The organism is Streptomyces sp. NPDC033270, from assembly GCF_055576575.1.
In genome coordinates this window covers 1-15,360 of the sequence record NZ_JBVIRA010000057.1, presented here as the reverse complement: position 1 = coordinate 15,360, position 15,360 = coordinate 1, and the positions used below count along the sequence as shown (strand labels likewise).

The following is a 15,360-nucleotide window of genomic DNA, read 5'->3' as shown; positions in this document are numbered from 1 at the left end:
AAACGCCCGGTTACATTTCGAACCCGGAAGCTAAGCCTTTCAGCGCCGATGGTACTGCAGGGGGGACCCTGTGGGAGAGTAGGACGCCGCCGAACTTTCTTTGTGGGAAGCCCCGCACCGTTATAGTGCGGGGCATTTCTGCGTTCCGGGGATCCTGGGACCCGCGGTACGGCGCGGCCGGCGGGCCAGGTAAGGTCAGGGGGCATCATTGGCACATTTCCCACAGGAGGCCCCCGCGGTGGAGGTCCAGGAGACGCGGGTCCAGACGGATCGCGTCCTTACCATCCCGAATATCCTGAGCATGGCTCGCCTCGTCGGCGTGCCGGTGTTCCTGTGGTTGATCCTGTGGCCGGTATTCGATGGTCCGAATGCTGATGGCTGGGCACTGCTGGTCCTCGCGCTGAGTGGTGTCAGCGACTACCTGGACGGCAAGCTCGCCCGGCGCTGGAACCAGATCAGCAGCCTCGGGCGGATCCTGGACCCGGCGGCCGACCGCCTCTACATCCTGTCCACCCTCGTCGGCCTGACCTGGCGCGAGGTCCTGCCGGTCTGGCTCACCGCGGCCCTGCTGGCGCGCGAACTGATGCTGCTGATCGCGGTGGGATTCCTCGGGCGTCACGGATATGGCCCTCCCCAGGTGAACTTCCTGGGCAAGGCGGCTACGTTCAACTTGATGTACGCCTTCCCGTTGCTCCTGCTGAGCGACGGGAGGGGCTGGCTTCACACGCTCGCTGCTATTTTCGGATGGGCGTTCGCAGGTTGGGGTACGGCGCTCTACTGGTGGGCAGGGATCCTGTACGTGGTCCAGGTCCGCCGACTCATCAGGGCGGACGCCACAGCCGACTGAGCTCTCCGAACCGGCAGATTGTGCAAGGGCCGGCGCCCGTACGCGAGCACAGAAACAGTGGGCGATCTGGACAAGTGAAGTCGGCAAGACCGTCGTCTCTTATGAGGAGGACGCTTCCGACATGAAGGCCGTTGTGATGGCCGGCGGCGAAGGAACACGCCTTCGCCCCATGACGTCCAGCATGCCCAAGCCACTGCTTCCGGTCGCCAATAGGCCGATCATGGAGCATGTGCTGAGGCTGCTGAAACGGCATGGTCTCAATGAGACCGTCGTGACCGTGCAATTCCTTGCCTCGCTCGTCAAGAACTATTTCGGGGACGGCGAAGAGCTCGGAATGGAGCTCACCTACGCCAACGAGGAAAAGCCACTCGGCACCGCGGGCAGCGTGAAGAACGCCGAGGAAGCCCTCAAGGACGACGCCTTCCTCGTCATCTCCGGTGACGCCCTCACCGATTTCGACCTCACCGATCTGATCCGGTTCCACAAGGAAAAGGGCGCCCTCGTCACCGTCTGCCTCACTCGGGTCCCCAATCCGCTCGAGTTCGGCATCACCATCGTCGACGAGGGCGGCAAGGTCGAACGCTTCCTGGAAAAGCCCACCTGGGGCCAGGTCTTCTCGGACACCGTCAACACCGGTATCTACGTGATGGAGCCGGAGGTCTTCGACTACTTCGAGCCCGATGTGCCGGTCGACTGGTCCGGTGATGTCTTCCCGCAGCTCATGAAGGAAGGCAAGCCGATCTACGGCTATGTCGCCGAGGGGTACTGGGAGGATGTCGGCACCCACGAGAGCTATGTGAAGGCCCAGGCCGATGTCCTCGAGGGCAAGGTCGATGTCGAAATCGACGGCTTCGAGATCTCGCCCGGAGTGTGGGTCGCCGAGGGCGCCGAGGTTCACCCGGACGCGGTGCTGCGCGGGCCGCTGTACATCGGTGACTACGCCAAGGTCGAAGCGGGCGTGGAGATTCGCGAGCACACCGTCGTCGGTTCGAATGTCGTCGTGAAGAGCGGCGCCTTCCTGCACCGCGCCGTGGTGCACGACAACGTCTATCTCGGGCAGCACACCAATCTCCGCGGGTGTGTGATCGGCAAGAACACCGACGTGATGCGGGCCGCCCGGATCGAGGACGGCGCGGTGATCGGCGACGAATGCCTCATCGGTGAGGAGTCGATCGTCCAGGGCAATGTGCGCGTCTATCCGTTCAAGACCATCGAGGCCGGTGCGTTCGTCAACACCTCGGTGATCTGGGAATCCCGCGGCCAGGCGCATCTGTTCGGGGCCCGGGGCGTGTCCGGGATCCTGAACGTCGAGATCACCCCGGAACTCGCCGTACGGCTCGCGGGGGCGTACGCCACCACGCTCAAGAAGGGCTCCACGGTCACCACCGCACGTGACCACTCCCGTGGTGCCCGGGCGCTCAAACGCGCGGTGATCTCCGCGTTGCAGGCCAGCGCCATCGACGTACGCGACCTGGAGAACGTCCCGCTGCCCGTCGCCCGCCAGCAGACCGCCCGCGGCAGTGCCGGCGGCATCATGGTCCGTACGACGCCCGGTGTACCGGACTCCGTCGACATCATGTTCTTCGACGAGCGGGGCGCCGACCTCTCGCAGGCCGGGCAGCGCAAGCTCGACCGGGTCTACGCCCGTCAGGAGTACCGGCGCGCCTTCCCCGGCGAGATCGGTGACCTGGTCTTCCCGGCGAGCGTCTTCGACTCGTACACCGGGTCGTTGCTGCGGGCCTTGGACACCACCGGGATCGCCGAGTCGGGGCTGAAGGTCGTCGTGGACGCCTCGAACGGCAGCGCGGGCCTGGTCCTGCCCAGCCTCCTGGGGCGGCTCGGGGTCGACTCCCTGACCATCAACCCCGGGCTCAACGAAGCCCGGCCCACCGAGACCGCCGAGGCACGGCGCTCCGGGCTCGTCCGGCTCGGCGAGATCGTGGCGTCGGCGCGGGCCGCCTTCGGCGTGCGCTTCGACCCCGTGGGCGAACGACTCTCGCTCGTGGACGAACGCGGCCGGATCATCGAGGACGACCGTGCGCTGCTGGTCATGCTGGACCTGGTCGCCGCCGAACGGCGCACCGGCCGGGTGGCGCTGCCGGTGACCACCACCCGGATCGCCGAGCAGGTGGCGGCGTACCACGGCACACAGGTGGAGTGGACGACCACCTCGCCGGACGATCTGACCCGGGTGGGGCGGGCGGACGGCACGGTCTTCGGCGGGGACGGCCTGGGCGGCTTCATCATCCCGGAGTTCAGCTCGGTCTTCGACGGCGCGGCCGCGTTCGTCCGGCTGATCGGCCTGGTGGCGCGCACCCAGCTCACGCTCAGCCAGATCGACGCGCGGATCCCGCGGGCGCATGTACTGCGCCGCGATCTGGCGACCCCCTGGGCGGTCAAGGGACTGGTCATGCGGCATGTCGTCGAGGCGGCCGGTGACCGGGAGGTGGACACCACGGACGGCGTACGGGTCGTGGAGGCCGACGGACGCTGGATCCTGGTGCTGCCGGACCCGGCCGAGGCGGTCACCCACCTGTGGGCGGAAGGACCGGACGACGACTCCGCCCAGCAGCTGCTGGACGAGTGGTCGGCCGTGGTCGACAGCGCCGGCCGCTGATCCGGACCCCACCGGCGGGCCGTTGATCGGCACGCCGGTGGGGCCGTTGGGAGACTGCGCGGCCGACGTGGGACGATGTGCGGCATGTCGCAGCAGCGCCCCGATCGGAGCACCCCGAAACCGCCGGCCGCGCGCCCCGATGCGTCCATGTCGCTGCTGACCAACGTGATGGATCACAGCCTCGACGACGGGTATGCCGAGGCGGCCGCGCGCAAGTCCGAAGCCGGCGTGCGCGGGCTGCCGCGTACCCTGCGGGCGAAGTTGGGCCTGGCGGCCGGTCTGGTGCTGGCCGCGCTCGTGGTGACCGTCGGGGCGGCGCAGGCGCGGATATCCGCACCGACGCTGGCCAAGGAGCGCGAAGAGCTGATCAACCGCATCCAGAAGGGGACCGGCGAGGCGGACAAGCTGCAGCAGCGGGTCGACGCGCTGCGGGGCGACGTCAGCAGGATGCAGCGTGAGGCGCTGAAGCAGCACGGCGGCGGCAAGGCCGAACTGCTGGCCCTGTTGTCGGGCTCGACGCCGGTCACCGGACCCGGCGTGAAACTCGTCGTGGACGATGCCAAGGGCGCGGAGTCCGGTGGCGGCGGGCCGCGCGAGAGCAGTGGTTTCTCCGACACCGGGCGGGTACGCGACAGGGACATGCAGCGCGTCGTCAACGGCCTGTGGGAGTCCGGTGCGGAGGCCATCTCCGTCAATGGGCAGCGGCTTACGTCACTCTCGGCGATCAGAGCCGCGGGAGACGCCATACTGGTCGACAACAAGCCACTGGTGCCGCCCTATACGGTGCTGGCGGTGGGGGACGGGCAGCGGCTGAGCACCGCGTTCCAGGACAGCGCCGATGGCCAGTACCTGCATGTGCTGCAGGAGAACTACGGCGTTCGCACCAGGATTTCCGCGGAGGGTGAGGTCACGCTGCCGCCCGCGCCCAGTTTGATCGTACGTACCGCAAAGCCGCAGGCCGGTGCCGCCAGGTCGGGCGGCGCCGACACAGGGAAGGGCACATCGTGATCGCCGTACTGGGCCTCATCGTGGGAGTCGTGGTCGGACTCGTCGTCCGACCCGTGGTGCCGACGGTGGTCGAGCCCTACTTGCCGATCGCTGTCGTCGCGGCGCTGGACGCCGTGTTCGGCGGTCTGCGCGCGATGCTGGACGGCATCTTCGACGACAAGGTCTTCGTGGTCTCCTTCCTGTCGAACGTCGTCGTCGCCGCGCTGATCGTCTTCCTCGGCGACAAGTTGGGCGTCGGCGCCCAACTCTCCACCGGCGTCGTGGTGGTGCTGGGCATCCGGATCTTCTCCAACGCCGCGGCGATCCGCCGGCACGTCTTCAGGGCGTGAGACGGATGGCAACGGACGAGACCCCGGAGCCGGGGAAGCAGCCGGAGCGACCGGAGCCCGAGCAGGAGCGCAGCCCGGTGGGGCGGCGGCCGATGCCGCCCGAGAGCCGGAGCACCTCTGAGCGGAAGGCGTCCGAGGACGGGGACGAAACCCGGGAAACGGACAGTGCTGGACAGAAGTCGAGTAAAGCGGCAGACTCCTCGACTCCTGACGCGGTGAGCGGTGGCGGAGAAGGAGAGCGCCCGAAGACCGGCCGGGAGCGGCTCGCGGCGAGCCTGTGGCCGCCGCGGTTGACCCGGGCTCAACTGATCGTTGCGCTGCTCCTGTTCATTCTCGGCCTGGGTCTGGCGATTCAGGTACGTTCCACAAGTGACAGCAGTGCGCTGCGGGGTGCGCGCCAGGAGGACTTGGTGCGCATTCTGGACGAGCTGGACAATCGCTCCCAGCGGTTGACGGACGAACAGCGGCGCCTGGAAGGGCAGAAGACCGAGCTGGAGAACAGTTCGGACCAGGCCGAGGAGGCCCGTAAGCAGACCGTGGAGAAGGAACAGCAGCTGGGTGTGCTGGCCGGGACCGTCGCGGCGCAGGGGCCCGGCATCAACCTGACCATCGACGACCCGACGCACTCCGTCGAGGCGGACAAGCTGCTGGACACCATCCAGGAGCTGCGGGCGGCCGGCGCCGAGGCCATCCAGGTCAATTCGGTACGGGTCGTCGCGGACACCTACCTCTCGGACATCCGGGGCGGGGTGGAGATCGACGGCGAGCGTGTCACGCAGCCGTACCGCTTCAAGGTCATCGGCAAGCCGGAGGACCTGGAGCCGGCGCTGAACATCCCCGGCGGAGTGGTGCAGACGCTGGAAAAAGAGCAGGCCAAGGTGTCTGTGACCCGTCGGGGGAAGATCATTGTGGATGCCTTGCGAGAGGCGAAGCGGCCTGACTACGCTCGGTCGTCATCGCAGTGAGGTGTGCAGGTATGTCGAGTGCCCGGCGAGGGCATGAGGTAGCGGGGGGTCGACGCACCGTGCGTGTGGTGTGTGGTGGAAACTGTTTGGAGGCCACGGACGTTCACAGGATGTCCGGATGGGCCGGTGTGTGCATCGAGGGTTCGTCCTGCCCCACGGGCGGGTCTGTTTCGTTCAAGGGGAATCGCCCGTGAAGTTGTTTGGAAAGCTGTTCGGCAAGAGCGCGCGCCAGGAGGGCGGCAGCGGCTCCGCGCGGCACCGCGCTCCGCGCCAGCCCGAAAGTGGTGAGGCGGCGGAGCGTCCGCTCTTCCGTGACGAGGTCAGCGGTCCGTCCGGGGGGCACGGCGCGGGTTCTGTTGACCCCTCCGGTGCCGCCCGCATAGGTTCCGAGGAACCATCGGCCTCACGCACGGGTGGAGGGTCGGCCTTGCCGGTATGTACGAGGTGTGGGCACCGGAACGCCGAGGCGAGCCGGTTCTGCTCCAACTGTGGTGCGCCGCTGCGCCCGGGCGCCCAGGCCGAGCGGGCGTCCGAGACGACGTCCACGATCTCCATTTCGGGGCTGGAGGCCTACGACTCGGAGACGACGGGCCAGAATCTGGTGCCGTCGCTGTCCCCGGAGGCCCAGGCCGCGGTCGAAGCCCTTCCGCTGGGTTCGGCGCTGCTGATCGTGCGCCGGGGTCCGAATTCGGGCAGCCGCTTCCTGTTGGACAGCGAGCTGACGACGGCGGGCCGGCATCCGCAGGGCGACATCTTCCTCGACGATGTGACGGTCTCGCGCCGGCATGTGGAGTTCCGCCGCGGTGCGGACGGCATCTTCACGGTCGCCGACGTCGGCAGCCTGAACGGCACGTACGTCAATCGTGAGCCGATCGACTCGGTCGCGCTCGCCAACGGCGACGAGGTCCAGATCGGCAAGTACCGCATGGTCTTCTACGCGAGCCAGCGGGGCGCCGGGATCTGACCGGTCAGGGAAGGCATATGCGCGATACACCGAAGGGCGGTGCCGCTTCCGTCGGCACCGCCTCCTCGGGCGCCAAGCCGGTGAGCATCGGCACGGTGCTCAATGTGCTGCGCGAGGAGTTTCCCGAGGTCACCATCTCCAAGATTCGCTTCTTGGAGGCCGAGGGGCTCGTCGAGCCGAAGCGCACGCCTTCCGGATACCGGAAATTCACGCCGGCCGACGTCGATCGGCTGGCGAGCGTCCTGCGGATGCAGCGGGACCACTATCTGCCCCTGAAGGTCATCCGGGAGCATCTGGACGCCCTGGAGCGCGGTGAGCAGGTGCAGCTGCCCGCTCCGGCCGCGCCCTCGCTCGACCTGGTCGAGGGCGTCTCCTGCCAGGGTGAGGACCATCCGACGGCTGCCCGGATCGGTCGGGCCGAGCTGCTGGCCGCCGTGGAGGTGGACGAGGCGGCGCTCGCCGACTGGGAGTCGTACGGACTCATCGTCCCCCATGCGGACGGCGGATACGACATCGAGGCCGTCACCGTGGCCAAACTCGTCGCGGACCTGGGTCGTTTCGGCCTGGAGCCGCGGCATCTGCGTGCCGTGAAGGCGGCCGCCGAGCGCGAGGCCGGCCTGGTCGAACAGGTCGTTGCACCCCTTCGGCGGCACCGTAATCCACAGACCAGGGCTCATGCGGAGGCCACCGCCAGAGAACTGGCGACGCTCTCCGTACGGCTCCATGCGGCGCTGGTGCAGAGCGCTCTTCGCGTCCGGTTGCCATGAGCAAAAGAGTGCTCGACTACCCAAACCTGCCGGGCACGTCCTAGGGTTGCTGTGTGAACGAGCTCGACGTCGTGGGTGTCCGGGTGGAAATGCCTTCCAGCCAACCGATCGTGCTCCTGCGGGAGGTGGGAGGCGACCGTTACTTGCCCATTTGGATCGGGCCAGGGGAGGCCACCGCCATCGCCTTCGCCCAGCAGGGCATGGTCCCTGCCAGGCCGCTGACGCACGACCTTTTCAAGGACGTGCTCGAAGCGGTGGGCCAGGAGCTGACCCAGGTCCGCATCACGGACCTGCGCGAGGGGGTTTTCTATGCCGAACTGGTCTTCGCCAGTGGGGTCGAGGTCAGTGCCCGCCCGTCCGATGCCATAGCGCTGGCGCTGCGCACCGGAACGCCGATCTTCGGCACGGACGGTGTGCTGGACGACGCGGGGATCGCCATCCCGGACGAGCAGGAGGACGAGGTGGAGAAGTTCCGCGAGTTCCTCGACCAGATCTCGCCCGAGGACTTCGGCACCAACAGCCAGTGACGCCGGCCGGGTGAAGGGGCTGATTCCGGCCAAACTATTTAGCCATTCCCCGCGCGAGGTCACGAGAAACCACTCGTAGGGTGATTATCACTCGGCGTGGCGAGCGCGGCGATCGTTGACGCACCCCGAGTGACTGCATACCGTCGATATGGCAGGTCCCGTCCGGGACGTGGAGGACGGAGGGCGGCGTGGCAATCACCGGCGACGGTATGGCGGCGGAAGGGGCGTTGCCGCTCCACTCGGGCGCGGCCGCGAACCATGCCCCGGCACCGGCCGCGGCGGTGTCGGGGGACTGCGAGGCGCAGAACATCGGCTATCGCGGCCCGACCGCATGCGCGGCAGCGGGCATCACCTACCGGCAGCTCGACTACTGGGCGCGTACGGGCCTGGTGGAGCCGAGCATCCGGCCCGCGTACGGCTCCGGCACCCAGCGGCTCTACAGCTTCCGGGACGTCGTCGTCCTGAAGATCGTCAAGCGGCTGCTGGACACCGGGGTGTCGCTGCAGAACATCCGCACCGCCGTGCAGCATCTGCGCGCACGGGGGCTGGCGGATCTGACGCGGATGACGCTGATGAGCGATGGCGCGACGGTCTACGAGTGCACCTCGCCCGATCAGGTCGTCGATCTGCTCCAGGGCGGCCAGGGCGTCTTCGGCATCGCGGTGGGCGTGGTGTGGCGGGACGTGGAGGGTGCGCTGTCACAGCTCCACGGAGAGCGCGTGGACACCGGCGAGACGCTGATGGGGAAGAACCCGCACGACGAGCTGGCGCGGCGGCGCAACAGGGCCGGCTGAGCCCCGTCCAGCGGTCCCGGCCCGGCATCGGGTCGATTGTCAGTGCCATGCGGCAGCATCGGACGTGTGAGACCCGCGCCGACGATTCTGCATCTGGACATGGATGCGTTCTACGCGGCCGCCGAGCAGGCGGCCAAGCCCAGCCTGCGCGGCAAGCCCGTGGTGGTCGGCGGGATCGGGCCGCGGGGTGTGGTCGCCACGGCGTCGTACGAAGCCCGGGTCTTCGGGGTCCGCTCCGCGATGCCCACGGCCCAGGCGCGCCGGCTGTGCCCCAACGCCGCCTATCTCAGCCCTCGCTTCGGCCTGTACCGCCAGGTGAGTGACACGGTGATGGAGCTGCTGCACGAGCTGTCACCGCTCGTCGAGCCGCTGAGCCTGGACGAGGCGTTCGTGGACCTGGAAGCGGGCGGGGTCCCGGCCGAGACGGCCGCCGTACGCGCCGTGGGGGAGCGGCTGCGGCGCGACATCCGGTCCGCGACGGGACTGACCGGTTCGGTGGGGCTCGCGGGCGCCAAGATGCTGGCGAAGATCGCGTCCGAGGCGGCGAAGCCGGACGGCCTGGTCGTCATCGAGCCCGGCACGGAGCGGGAGCTGCTGGGCCCCATGACGGTGCGGACGCTGCCCGGGGTGGGCCCCGCGACGGCTGAGACGCTGCGCCGGGCCGGGATCCACACCGTCGCGGAGACCGCCGAGGCCGGCGAGGCGGAGCTGGTGCGGCTCCTGGGGAAGGCGCACGGCGCGGGGCTGCATGCGATGGCGCTGGGCCAGGACGACCGCCCCGTGGTGGCCGAGCGGGACGCCAAGTCCATTTCGGTCGAGGACACCTTCGAGGTCGATCTGACCGACCGGACGCGGGTGCGGACCGAGATGCTGCGGCTGGCCGACCGCTGTGTCCAGCGGCTGCGGGCGGCCGGGCGCTCCGGGCGCACGGTGGTGATCAAGGTGCGGAACTACGACTTCTCGACGCTGACCCGCTCCGAGACCCTCCGCGGGCCCACCGACGACCCCTCGGTCGTACGGGAGGCCGCGGTGCGGCTGCTGGAGACCGTGGACACCACCGGCGGGGTGCGGCTGCTGGGCGTGGGGGTCAGCGGGCTGGCCGACTTCACCCAGGAGGATCTGTTCGCCCAGTTGGCGACGGAGCGGGAGGCCGGGGAGCTGGCGCGGGCGGCCGCGGAGCCGGGTGGGGAGGGGCCCGGTGGAGGGGAACCGGAGGAGGAGCGGCCGAGACGCTGGCATCCGGGGCTGGACGTGGTGCACGACGAGTTCGGCGCCGGATGGGTGCAGGGAAGCGGCGTGGGGAGGGTGACCGTGCGCTTCGAGACGCCGTGGTCCGCACCGGGGAGGGTGCGGACCTTTGCCGTCGAGGACCCGGCGCTGCGGCCGGGTGAGCCCTTGCCGCTGGTGGGCGGCGGGCCGGAAGGGGGTCAGTCCTCCGAGCCGGCGATCTTGCCGAAGTCCTTGTCCGAGCCGTCGGAGCCGCCCTCCGTGCCCGGGGACGCCGGACCGGGTTCCGGTGAGGAGATATCCAGCCGGTAGTGGTGGTAGAGCTGGAGCTCCTGCTCAGGGGAGAGATGGCGGCCCACGCCGAAGTCCGGGGCGTCCTTGATCAGCTTGCGGTCGTAGGGGATGTGCAGGCCCTCACCGACCATCTTGCTGGGTTCAAGGGGGACGAACGCATCCCGGCTGAAGAGTCCGGTGCGCACGGCCGCCCACTCCGGTTCCCCCGTCGCGTCGTCGAGGTAGACCTCGTCGATCGTGCCTATTTTCGCGCCGTTCCGGTCGAACGCTTTGCGGCCGATCAGGCTCCGGGGATCGATATCGGTTTGCACAACCCCTCCAATTGGTCGCAACTGCCCTGTGACAACTACCAAACGGCACATTTCATGCCCCGGCCACTCGAAGGATCCTTCGAGTGGTGCGCTGGTAGGCTGGCCAATGGCCGCAGAACCCATGCGGGAGAGTCCTTTGTCGTTCGCGACCAGGGCGCCGAAGGAGCAAATCCTCCCCGGAATCTCTCAGGCACACGTACCGCATGGACGAGGTCACTCTGGAAAGCAGGGCGGGCCACGGACGAGCACAGCGCCGGAACCCCTCCTCACCGACGGTGAAAGCCGGGCCGCCTCGCGCGGGCCGGTGAAGCTCTCAGGTTGAGATGACAGAGGGGGAGGCCGTCCGGGCACCCGCGCCGTGGTGCCCCTCGTAGGTCGCATTGACCAGGAGGCCCCCGCAGATGACCACCACTCGCATCTCCCTGACCGAGCTCGAACAAGGCATTCCGTTCGAGCGCCGGCACATCGGCCCCGACCACGAGGCGCAGGCGAAGATGCTCGCGCACGTCGGCTTCGGGTCGCTGGACGAGCTCACGGCCACCGCCGTACCCGATGTGATCAAGAGCGCGGAGGCGCTCGGCCTGCCGCAGGGCCGTACCGAGGCCGAGGTCCTCCAGGAGCTGCGCGGCCTGGCGGAGCGCAACCAGGTGCTGTCCCCCATGATCGGCCTGGGCTACTACGGCACGTTCACCCCGCCGGTGATCCTGCGCAACGTGATGGAGAACCCGGCCTGGTACACGGCGTACACGCCCTACCAGCCGGAGATCTCGCAGGGCCGCCTCGAGGCGCTGCTGAACTTCCAGACCATGGTCGCGGAGCTGACCGGGCTGCCCACCTCCGGTGCCTCCCTGCTCGACGAGGGCACCGCCGCCGCCGAGGCGATGGCGCTCTCCCGCCGCGTCGGCAAGGTCAAGCAGGGCGTCTTCCTGGTCGATGCCGACTGCCTGCCGCAGACCGTCGCCGTGATCCAGACCCGCGCCGAGCCCACCGGCGTCGAGGTCGTCGTCGCGGACCTGTCCGACGGCATCCCCGCCGAGATCGCCGAGCGGGGCGTTTTCGGTGTGCTGCTGCAGTACCCCGGCGCCTCGGGCGCGGTGCGCGACCCCCGCGCCCTCATCGAGCAGGCTCACGGGCTCGGCGCGATCGTCACCGTGGCCGCCGATCTGCTCGCCCTGACGCTGCTGACCTCGCCCGGCGAGCTCGGCGCGGACATCGCGGTCGGCACCACCCAGCGCTTCGGCGTCCCGATGGGCTTCGGCGGGCCGCACGCCGGCTTCATGGCCGTGCGCGACCAGTTCGCCCGCAGCCTGCCCGGCCGCCTGGTGGGCGTCTCCGTCGACGCCGACGGCAACAGGGCCTACCGCCTCGCGCTGCAGACCCGCGAGCAGCACATCCGCCGTGAGAAGGCCACCAGCAACATCTGCACCGCGCAGGTGCTGCTCGCCGTCATGGCCGGGATGTACGCCGTCTACCACGGCCCCGAGGGCCTGCGGACCATCGCCCGGCGCACCCACCGCTACGCCGCCGTCCTCGCCGAGGGCCTGCGGGCGGGCGGTGTGGAGATCGTGCACGGTGCGTACTTCGACACCCTGACCGCGCGGGTGCCCGGCCGGGCCGCCGAGGTCGTCGCCGCCGCCCGCGAGGCCGGCGTCAACCTCCGCCAGGTCGACGCCGACCTGGTCGGCATCGCCTGCGACGAGACCACCGGGCGGGCGCAGCTGGCCGGCGTCTGGGGCGCCTTCGGCGTGCAGGGCGACGTCGAGCAGCTGGACGCGGCGGCCGCTGAAGCGCTGCCGCAGGAGCTGCTGCGCACGGACGACTACCTCACTCACCCGGTCTTCCACCAGCACCGCTCCGAGACCGCGATGCTGCGCTACCTGCGCACCCTCGCCGACAAGGACTACGCGCTGGACCGCGGCATGATCCCGCTCGGCTCCTGCACGATGAAGCTGAACGCCACCACCGAGATGGAGCCGGTCACCTGGCCCGCGTTCGGCCAGCTGCACCCGTTCGCGCCGGCCGACCAGGCCCAGGGCTATCTGACGCTGATCCAGGAGCTGGAGGAGCGGCTGGCCACGGTCACCGGCTACGACAAGGTCTCCATCCAGCCGAACGCCGGCTCGCAGGGCGAGCTGGCCGGCCTGCTGGCCGTACGCGCCTACCACCGCGCCAACGGGGACGAGCAGCGCACGGTCTGCCTGATCCCGTCCTCGGCGCACGGCACCAACGCCGCCAGCGCCGTCATGGCGGGCATGAAGGTCGTCGTCGTCAAGACCGGTGAGGACGGCGAGGTCGACGCCGACGATCTGCACGCCAAGATCGACAAGCACCGTGACGAGCTCGCGGTCCTGATGGTCACCTACCCCTCCACGCACGGCGTCTTCGAGGAGCACATCACCCAGATCTGCGGCGCGGTGCACGACGCCGGCGGTCAGGTCTACGTCGACGGCGCCAACCTCAACGCGCTGGTCGGACTCGCCGAGCCGGGCAAGTTCGGCGGCGACGTCTCGCACCTCAACCTGCACAAGACCTTCTGCATCCCGCACGGCGGCGGCGGCCCCGGTGTCGGCCCGGTCGCCGTACGCGCCCACCTGGCGCCGTACCTTCCCAACCACCCGCTGCAGCCCTCCGCGGGCCCCGAGACGGGCGTCGGGCCGATCTCCGCGGCTCCCTGGGGCTCGGCGGGCATCCTGCCGATCTCCTGGGCGTACGTCCGCCTCATGGGCGGCGAGGGCCTCAAGCGCGCCACCCAGGTCGCGGTGCTCAGCGCGAACTACATCGCCAAGCGCCTGGAGCCGCACTACCCGGTGCTCTACACCGGCCCCGGCGGCCTGGTGGCGCACGAGTGCATCATCGACGTCCGGCCGCTGACCAAGGCGACCGGCGTGAGCATCGACGATGTCGCCAAGCGGCTGATCGACTACGGCTTCCACGCACCGACGATGTCCTTCCCGGTGGCCGGCACGCTGATGATCGAGCCGACCGAGAGCGAGGACCTCGACGAGCTGGACCGGTTCTGCGACGCGATGATCGCCATCCGTGCGGAGATCGAGAAGGTCGGCTCGGGGGAGTGGGACAAGGACGACAACCCGCTGCGCAACGCCCCGCACACCGCGGCCGCGCTCGGCGGCGACTGGGCCCACGCCTACAGCCGTGAGGAGGCCGTCTTCCCGGCGGGCGTCACGGCGTCGGAGAAGTACTGGCCGCCGGTGCGCCGTATCGACGGTGCCTTCGGCGACCGCAACCTCGTCTGCTCCTGCCCCCCGCTCGACGAGTACGACAACTGATCAGCACCAGCCCATCAGGGCAACATCAAGGGCCCTCGGCAGATCTGCCGGGGGCCCTGTGGTAAGTGCCGGGCGCTCGCGGGTCAGGCGGCTGCGGTGACCCGGGTCCGGTGCGGGGCGATGACCTGCCCGTCCGGCAGCAGCTCACCGGTGTCCTCGAAGAGCAGGACGCCGTTGCAGAGCAGGCTCCAGCCCTGCTCGGGGTGGTGCGCCACAAGGTGTGCGGCCTCCCGGTCGGTGGAGTCTGCTGACGGGCAAGGCGGTTGGTGCTGACACATGGAAGTTGTCTTTCGCTGCGGTGTGGTGAACGTCGTGCGGCTCGATGTGGTGGTCATGGCCGCTCCCCCGTTTCTTCGGTCGGTTCCAGTGTTGCCCTACGGACGGGATTCCGCAGGGATTTCGCAGCAGCGGTACTCACTCGGTATCGACGCGTCACCCGTGCGGGCGGTTGCCTCCAATTGCGCTCGCCTCCAAGGGCGTTGGCAGTGGTATCGACGGACTAGCCCGCGCGGGTGAGCGCGGCAGCGCCCCGCGGCCGGGAAGGGACGCGGGGCACGCTCTGGTCGGCCGGTGTGCGCCGGGCGCGGATGCGCGGCCGGCGCGCCGGGTCAGGCGGGTTCGCGCAGCAGTGGGGTGGGTGTCAGCCGGCGGGTGAGCCGGGGCAGCAGATCGGCGACGTGGTGCGGACGGTGGGCGGCGATCCCCGGCGGGGCGGGCGCCAGCGGTACCAGCAGATCGCCCGCTGCGGGCAGGCCCTCGGCGCCGTCGGCGGAGACGTCGTGATGCAGCCACAGCGTCAGCATGTACAGCTCGGGGACGGACAGCAACCGCGGCTGGTAGGGCGCGTTCAGCGCCTCCGCCTGCACCAGTGCCCGCTCGGTCGAGGCGACATAGGGGCCGCCGCAGAAGCGCGCGAACGCCCAGCCGTCCGCGGTGAGCATCGCCTCGGCTGTCGCCACGGCCCGCTCCCCGCCGCGTACCAGGAAGCTCCAGCCGGCCAAACGGGTCAGCGGTGTGCCGCCGGCCTTGCTGACGTCGTCCCATACGTGGAGCGGCAGCGGGTGGTCGGGGCTGAGCGGGCCCTGATGGGCGCGCAGCCCGGGGGCGGGGGCCTCGCGGACCGCGGTGGGCGAGCCGAGGGCGGTGAGAACGCTGCGCAACGCGGACGCGGGGGCGGGGGAAACGTGCAGCGGCATGGTGGGTCGCCTCTCACTTCAGAGACACGGTGGAGCGTGGCGGGTGCAAACGGCGCTGTCTGCGGGCGGGGACAGAGCATGGCCGGCCCCGGGGCCGCGGCCGGGCGTGGGGTAGGGGGGGGGGGGGGGGGGGGGGGGGGGGGGGGGGGGGGGGGGGGGGGGGGGGGGGGGGGGGAGGGAGGGGGGGGGGGGGGGGGGGCGCAGACAAACGCCCGGCGACACGACGT

14 protein-coding genes, 1 rRNA gene and 1 riboswitch are annotated in these 15,360 nt (G+C 69.8%); of the genes, 12 read left to right on the top strand and 3 right to left on the bottom strand.

Translation table 11 applies throughout. The features are described from left to right. From rrf to ACZ5XZ_RS38755, 11 genes are all read left to right on the top strand, one after another. Nucleotides 1–95 (top strand): 5S ribosomal RNA (gene rrf / locus ACZ5XZ_RS38805); the annotation flags it as partial. A 143-nt stretch (nt 96–238) separates the two neighbouring features. Continuing rightward, entirely contained in the window at nt 239–847 is a 609-nt protein-coding gene (locus ACZ5XZ_RS38800) for a CDP-alcohol phosphatidyltransferase family protein (protein ID WP_468987146.1), read from the top strand. A 121-nt stretch (nt 848–968) separates the two neighbouring features. Beyond that, nucleotides 969–3,464, top strand: a complete 2,496-nt coding sequence (locus ACZ5XZ_RS38795) for a sugar phosphate nucleotidyltransferase (RefSeq protein WP_468987145.1) — start codon at nt 969–971, stop codon at nt 3,462–3,464. 75 nt (nt 3,465–3,539) lie between these two features. Further along, entirely contained in the window at nt 3,540–4,472 is a 933-nt protein-coding gene (locus tag ACZ5XZ_RS38790) for a DUF881 domain-containing protein (protein WP_468987142.1), read from the top strand. Then, nucleotides 4,469–4,801, top strand: coding sequence for a small basic family protein (locus tag ACZ5XZ_RS38785; RefSeq protein WP_003984969.1), 333 nt, complete (start codon nt 4,469–4,471; stop codon nt 4,799–4,801). Before ACZ5XZ_RS38790 ends, ACZ5XZ_RS38785 begins: the two co-directional genes overlap by 4 nt. 5 nt (nt 4,802–4,806) lie before the next feature. Next, nucleotides 4,807–5,766 carry a DUF881 domain-containing protein gene (locus tag ACZ5XZ_RS38780; protein ID WP_468987140.1) on the top strand — a complete coding sequence of 320 codons (960 nt, stop codon included), beginning with the start codon at nt 4,807–4,809 and terminating at the stop codon, nt 5,764–5,766. A gap of 118 nt (nt 5,767–5,884) precedes the next feature. Further along, the gene (locus tag ACZ5XZ_RS38775; protein WP_468987138.1) at nt 5,885–6,730 is read left to right on the top strand and encodes an FHA domain-containing protein; all 846 of its coding nucleotides are present in this window, start codon (nt 5,885–5,887) and stop codon (nt 6,728–6,730) included. Between the two features lie 17 nt (nt 6,731–6,747). Beyond that, on the top strand, nt 6,748–7,497 hold the full coding sequence (gene ftsR, locus ACZ5XZ_RS38770) for a transcriptional regulator FtsR (RefSeq protein WP_468987136.1): 750 nt from the start codon (nt 6,748–6,750) through the stop codon (nt 7,495–7,497). 53 nt (nt 7,498–7,550) lie between these two features. Then, nucleotides 7,551–8,024 carry a bifunctional nuclease family protein gene (locus tag ACZ5XZ_RS38765; RefSeq protein ID WP_006606439.1) on the top strand — a complete coding sequence of 158 codons (474 nt, stop codon included), beginning with the start codon at nt 7,551–7,553 and terminating at the stop codon, nt 8,022–8,024. 188 nt (nt 8,025–8,212) lie between these two features. Next, complete coding sequence (locus ACZ5XZ_RS38760) at nt 8,213–8,818, top strand: MerR family transcriptional regulator (protein ID WP_384442992.1); 606 nt, start codon at nt 8,213–8,215, stop codon at nt 8,816–8,818. Nucleotides 8,819–8,884: 66 nt separating this feature from the next. After that, nucleotides 8,885–10,357, top strand: a complete 1,473-nt coding sequence (locus tag ACZ5XZ_RS38755; RefSeq protein ID WP_468987134.1) for a DNA polymerase IV — start codon at nt 8,885–8,887, stop codon at nt 10,355–10,357. Here ACZ5XZ_RS38755 and ACZ5XZ_RS38750 read toward each other — a convergent pair. Beyond that, complete coding sequence (locus tag ACZ5XZ_RS38750; protein WP_468987132.1) at nt 10,246–10,650, bottom strand: PRC-barrel domain-containing protein; 405 nt, start codon at nt 10,648–10,650, stop codon at nt 10,246–10,248. The two genes, ACZ5XZ_RS38755 and ACZ5XZ_RS38750, sit on opposite strands and share 112 nt — an antisense overlap. Nucleotides 10,651–10,764: 114 nt before the next feature. Beyond that, nucleotides 10,765–10,862: riboswitch (glycine riboswitch) on the top strand. Nucleotides 10,863–11,051: 189 nt separating this feature from the next. On the opposite strand from ACZ5XZ_RS38750, the gene gcvP reads away from it, so the two are divergent. Then, entirely contained in the window at nt 11,052–13,937 is a 2,886-nt protein-coding gene (gene gcvP, locus ACZ5XZ_RS38745; RefSeq protein WP_468987131.1) for an aminomethyl-transferring glycine dehydrogenase, read from the top strand. A gap of 83 nt (nt 13,938–14,020) precedes the next feature. On the opposite strand, the gene ACZ5XZ_RS38740 is transcribed toward gcvP, so the two are convergent. Together ACZ5XZ_RS38740 and ACZ5XZ_RS38735 are read right to left on the bottom strand one after the other, a co-directional pair. Further along, on the bottom strand, nt 14,021–14,215 hold the full coding sequence (locus ACZ5XZ_RS38740) for a DUF5999 family protein (RefSeq protein ID WP_393494957.1): 195 nt from the start codon (nt 14,213–14,215) through the stop codon (nt 14,021–14,023). 330 nt (nt 14,216–14,545) lie between these two features. Continuing rightward, entirely contained in the window at nt 14,546–15,133 is a 588-nt protein-coding gene (locus ACZ5XZ_RS38735) for a hypothetical protein (RefSeq protein ID WP_468987129.1), read from the bottom strand. Between the last annotated feature and the right edge of the window lie 227 nt (nt 15,134–15,360).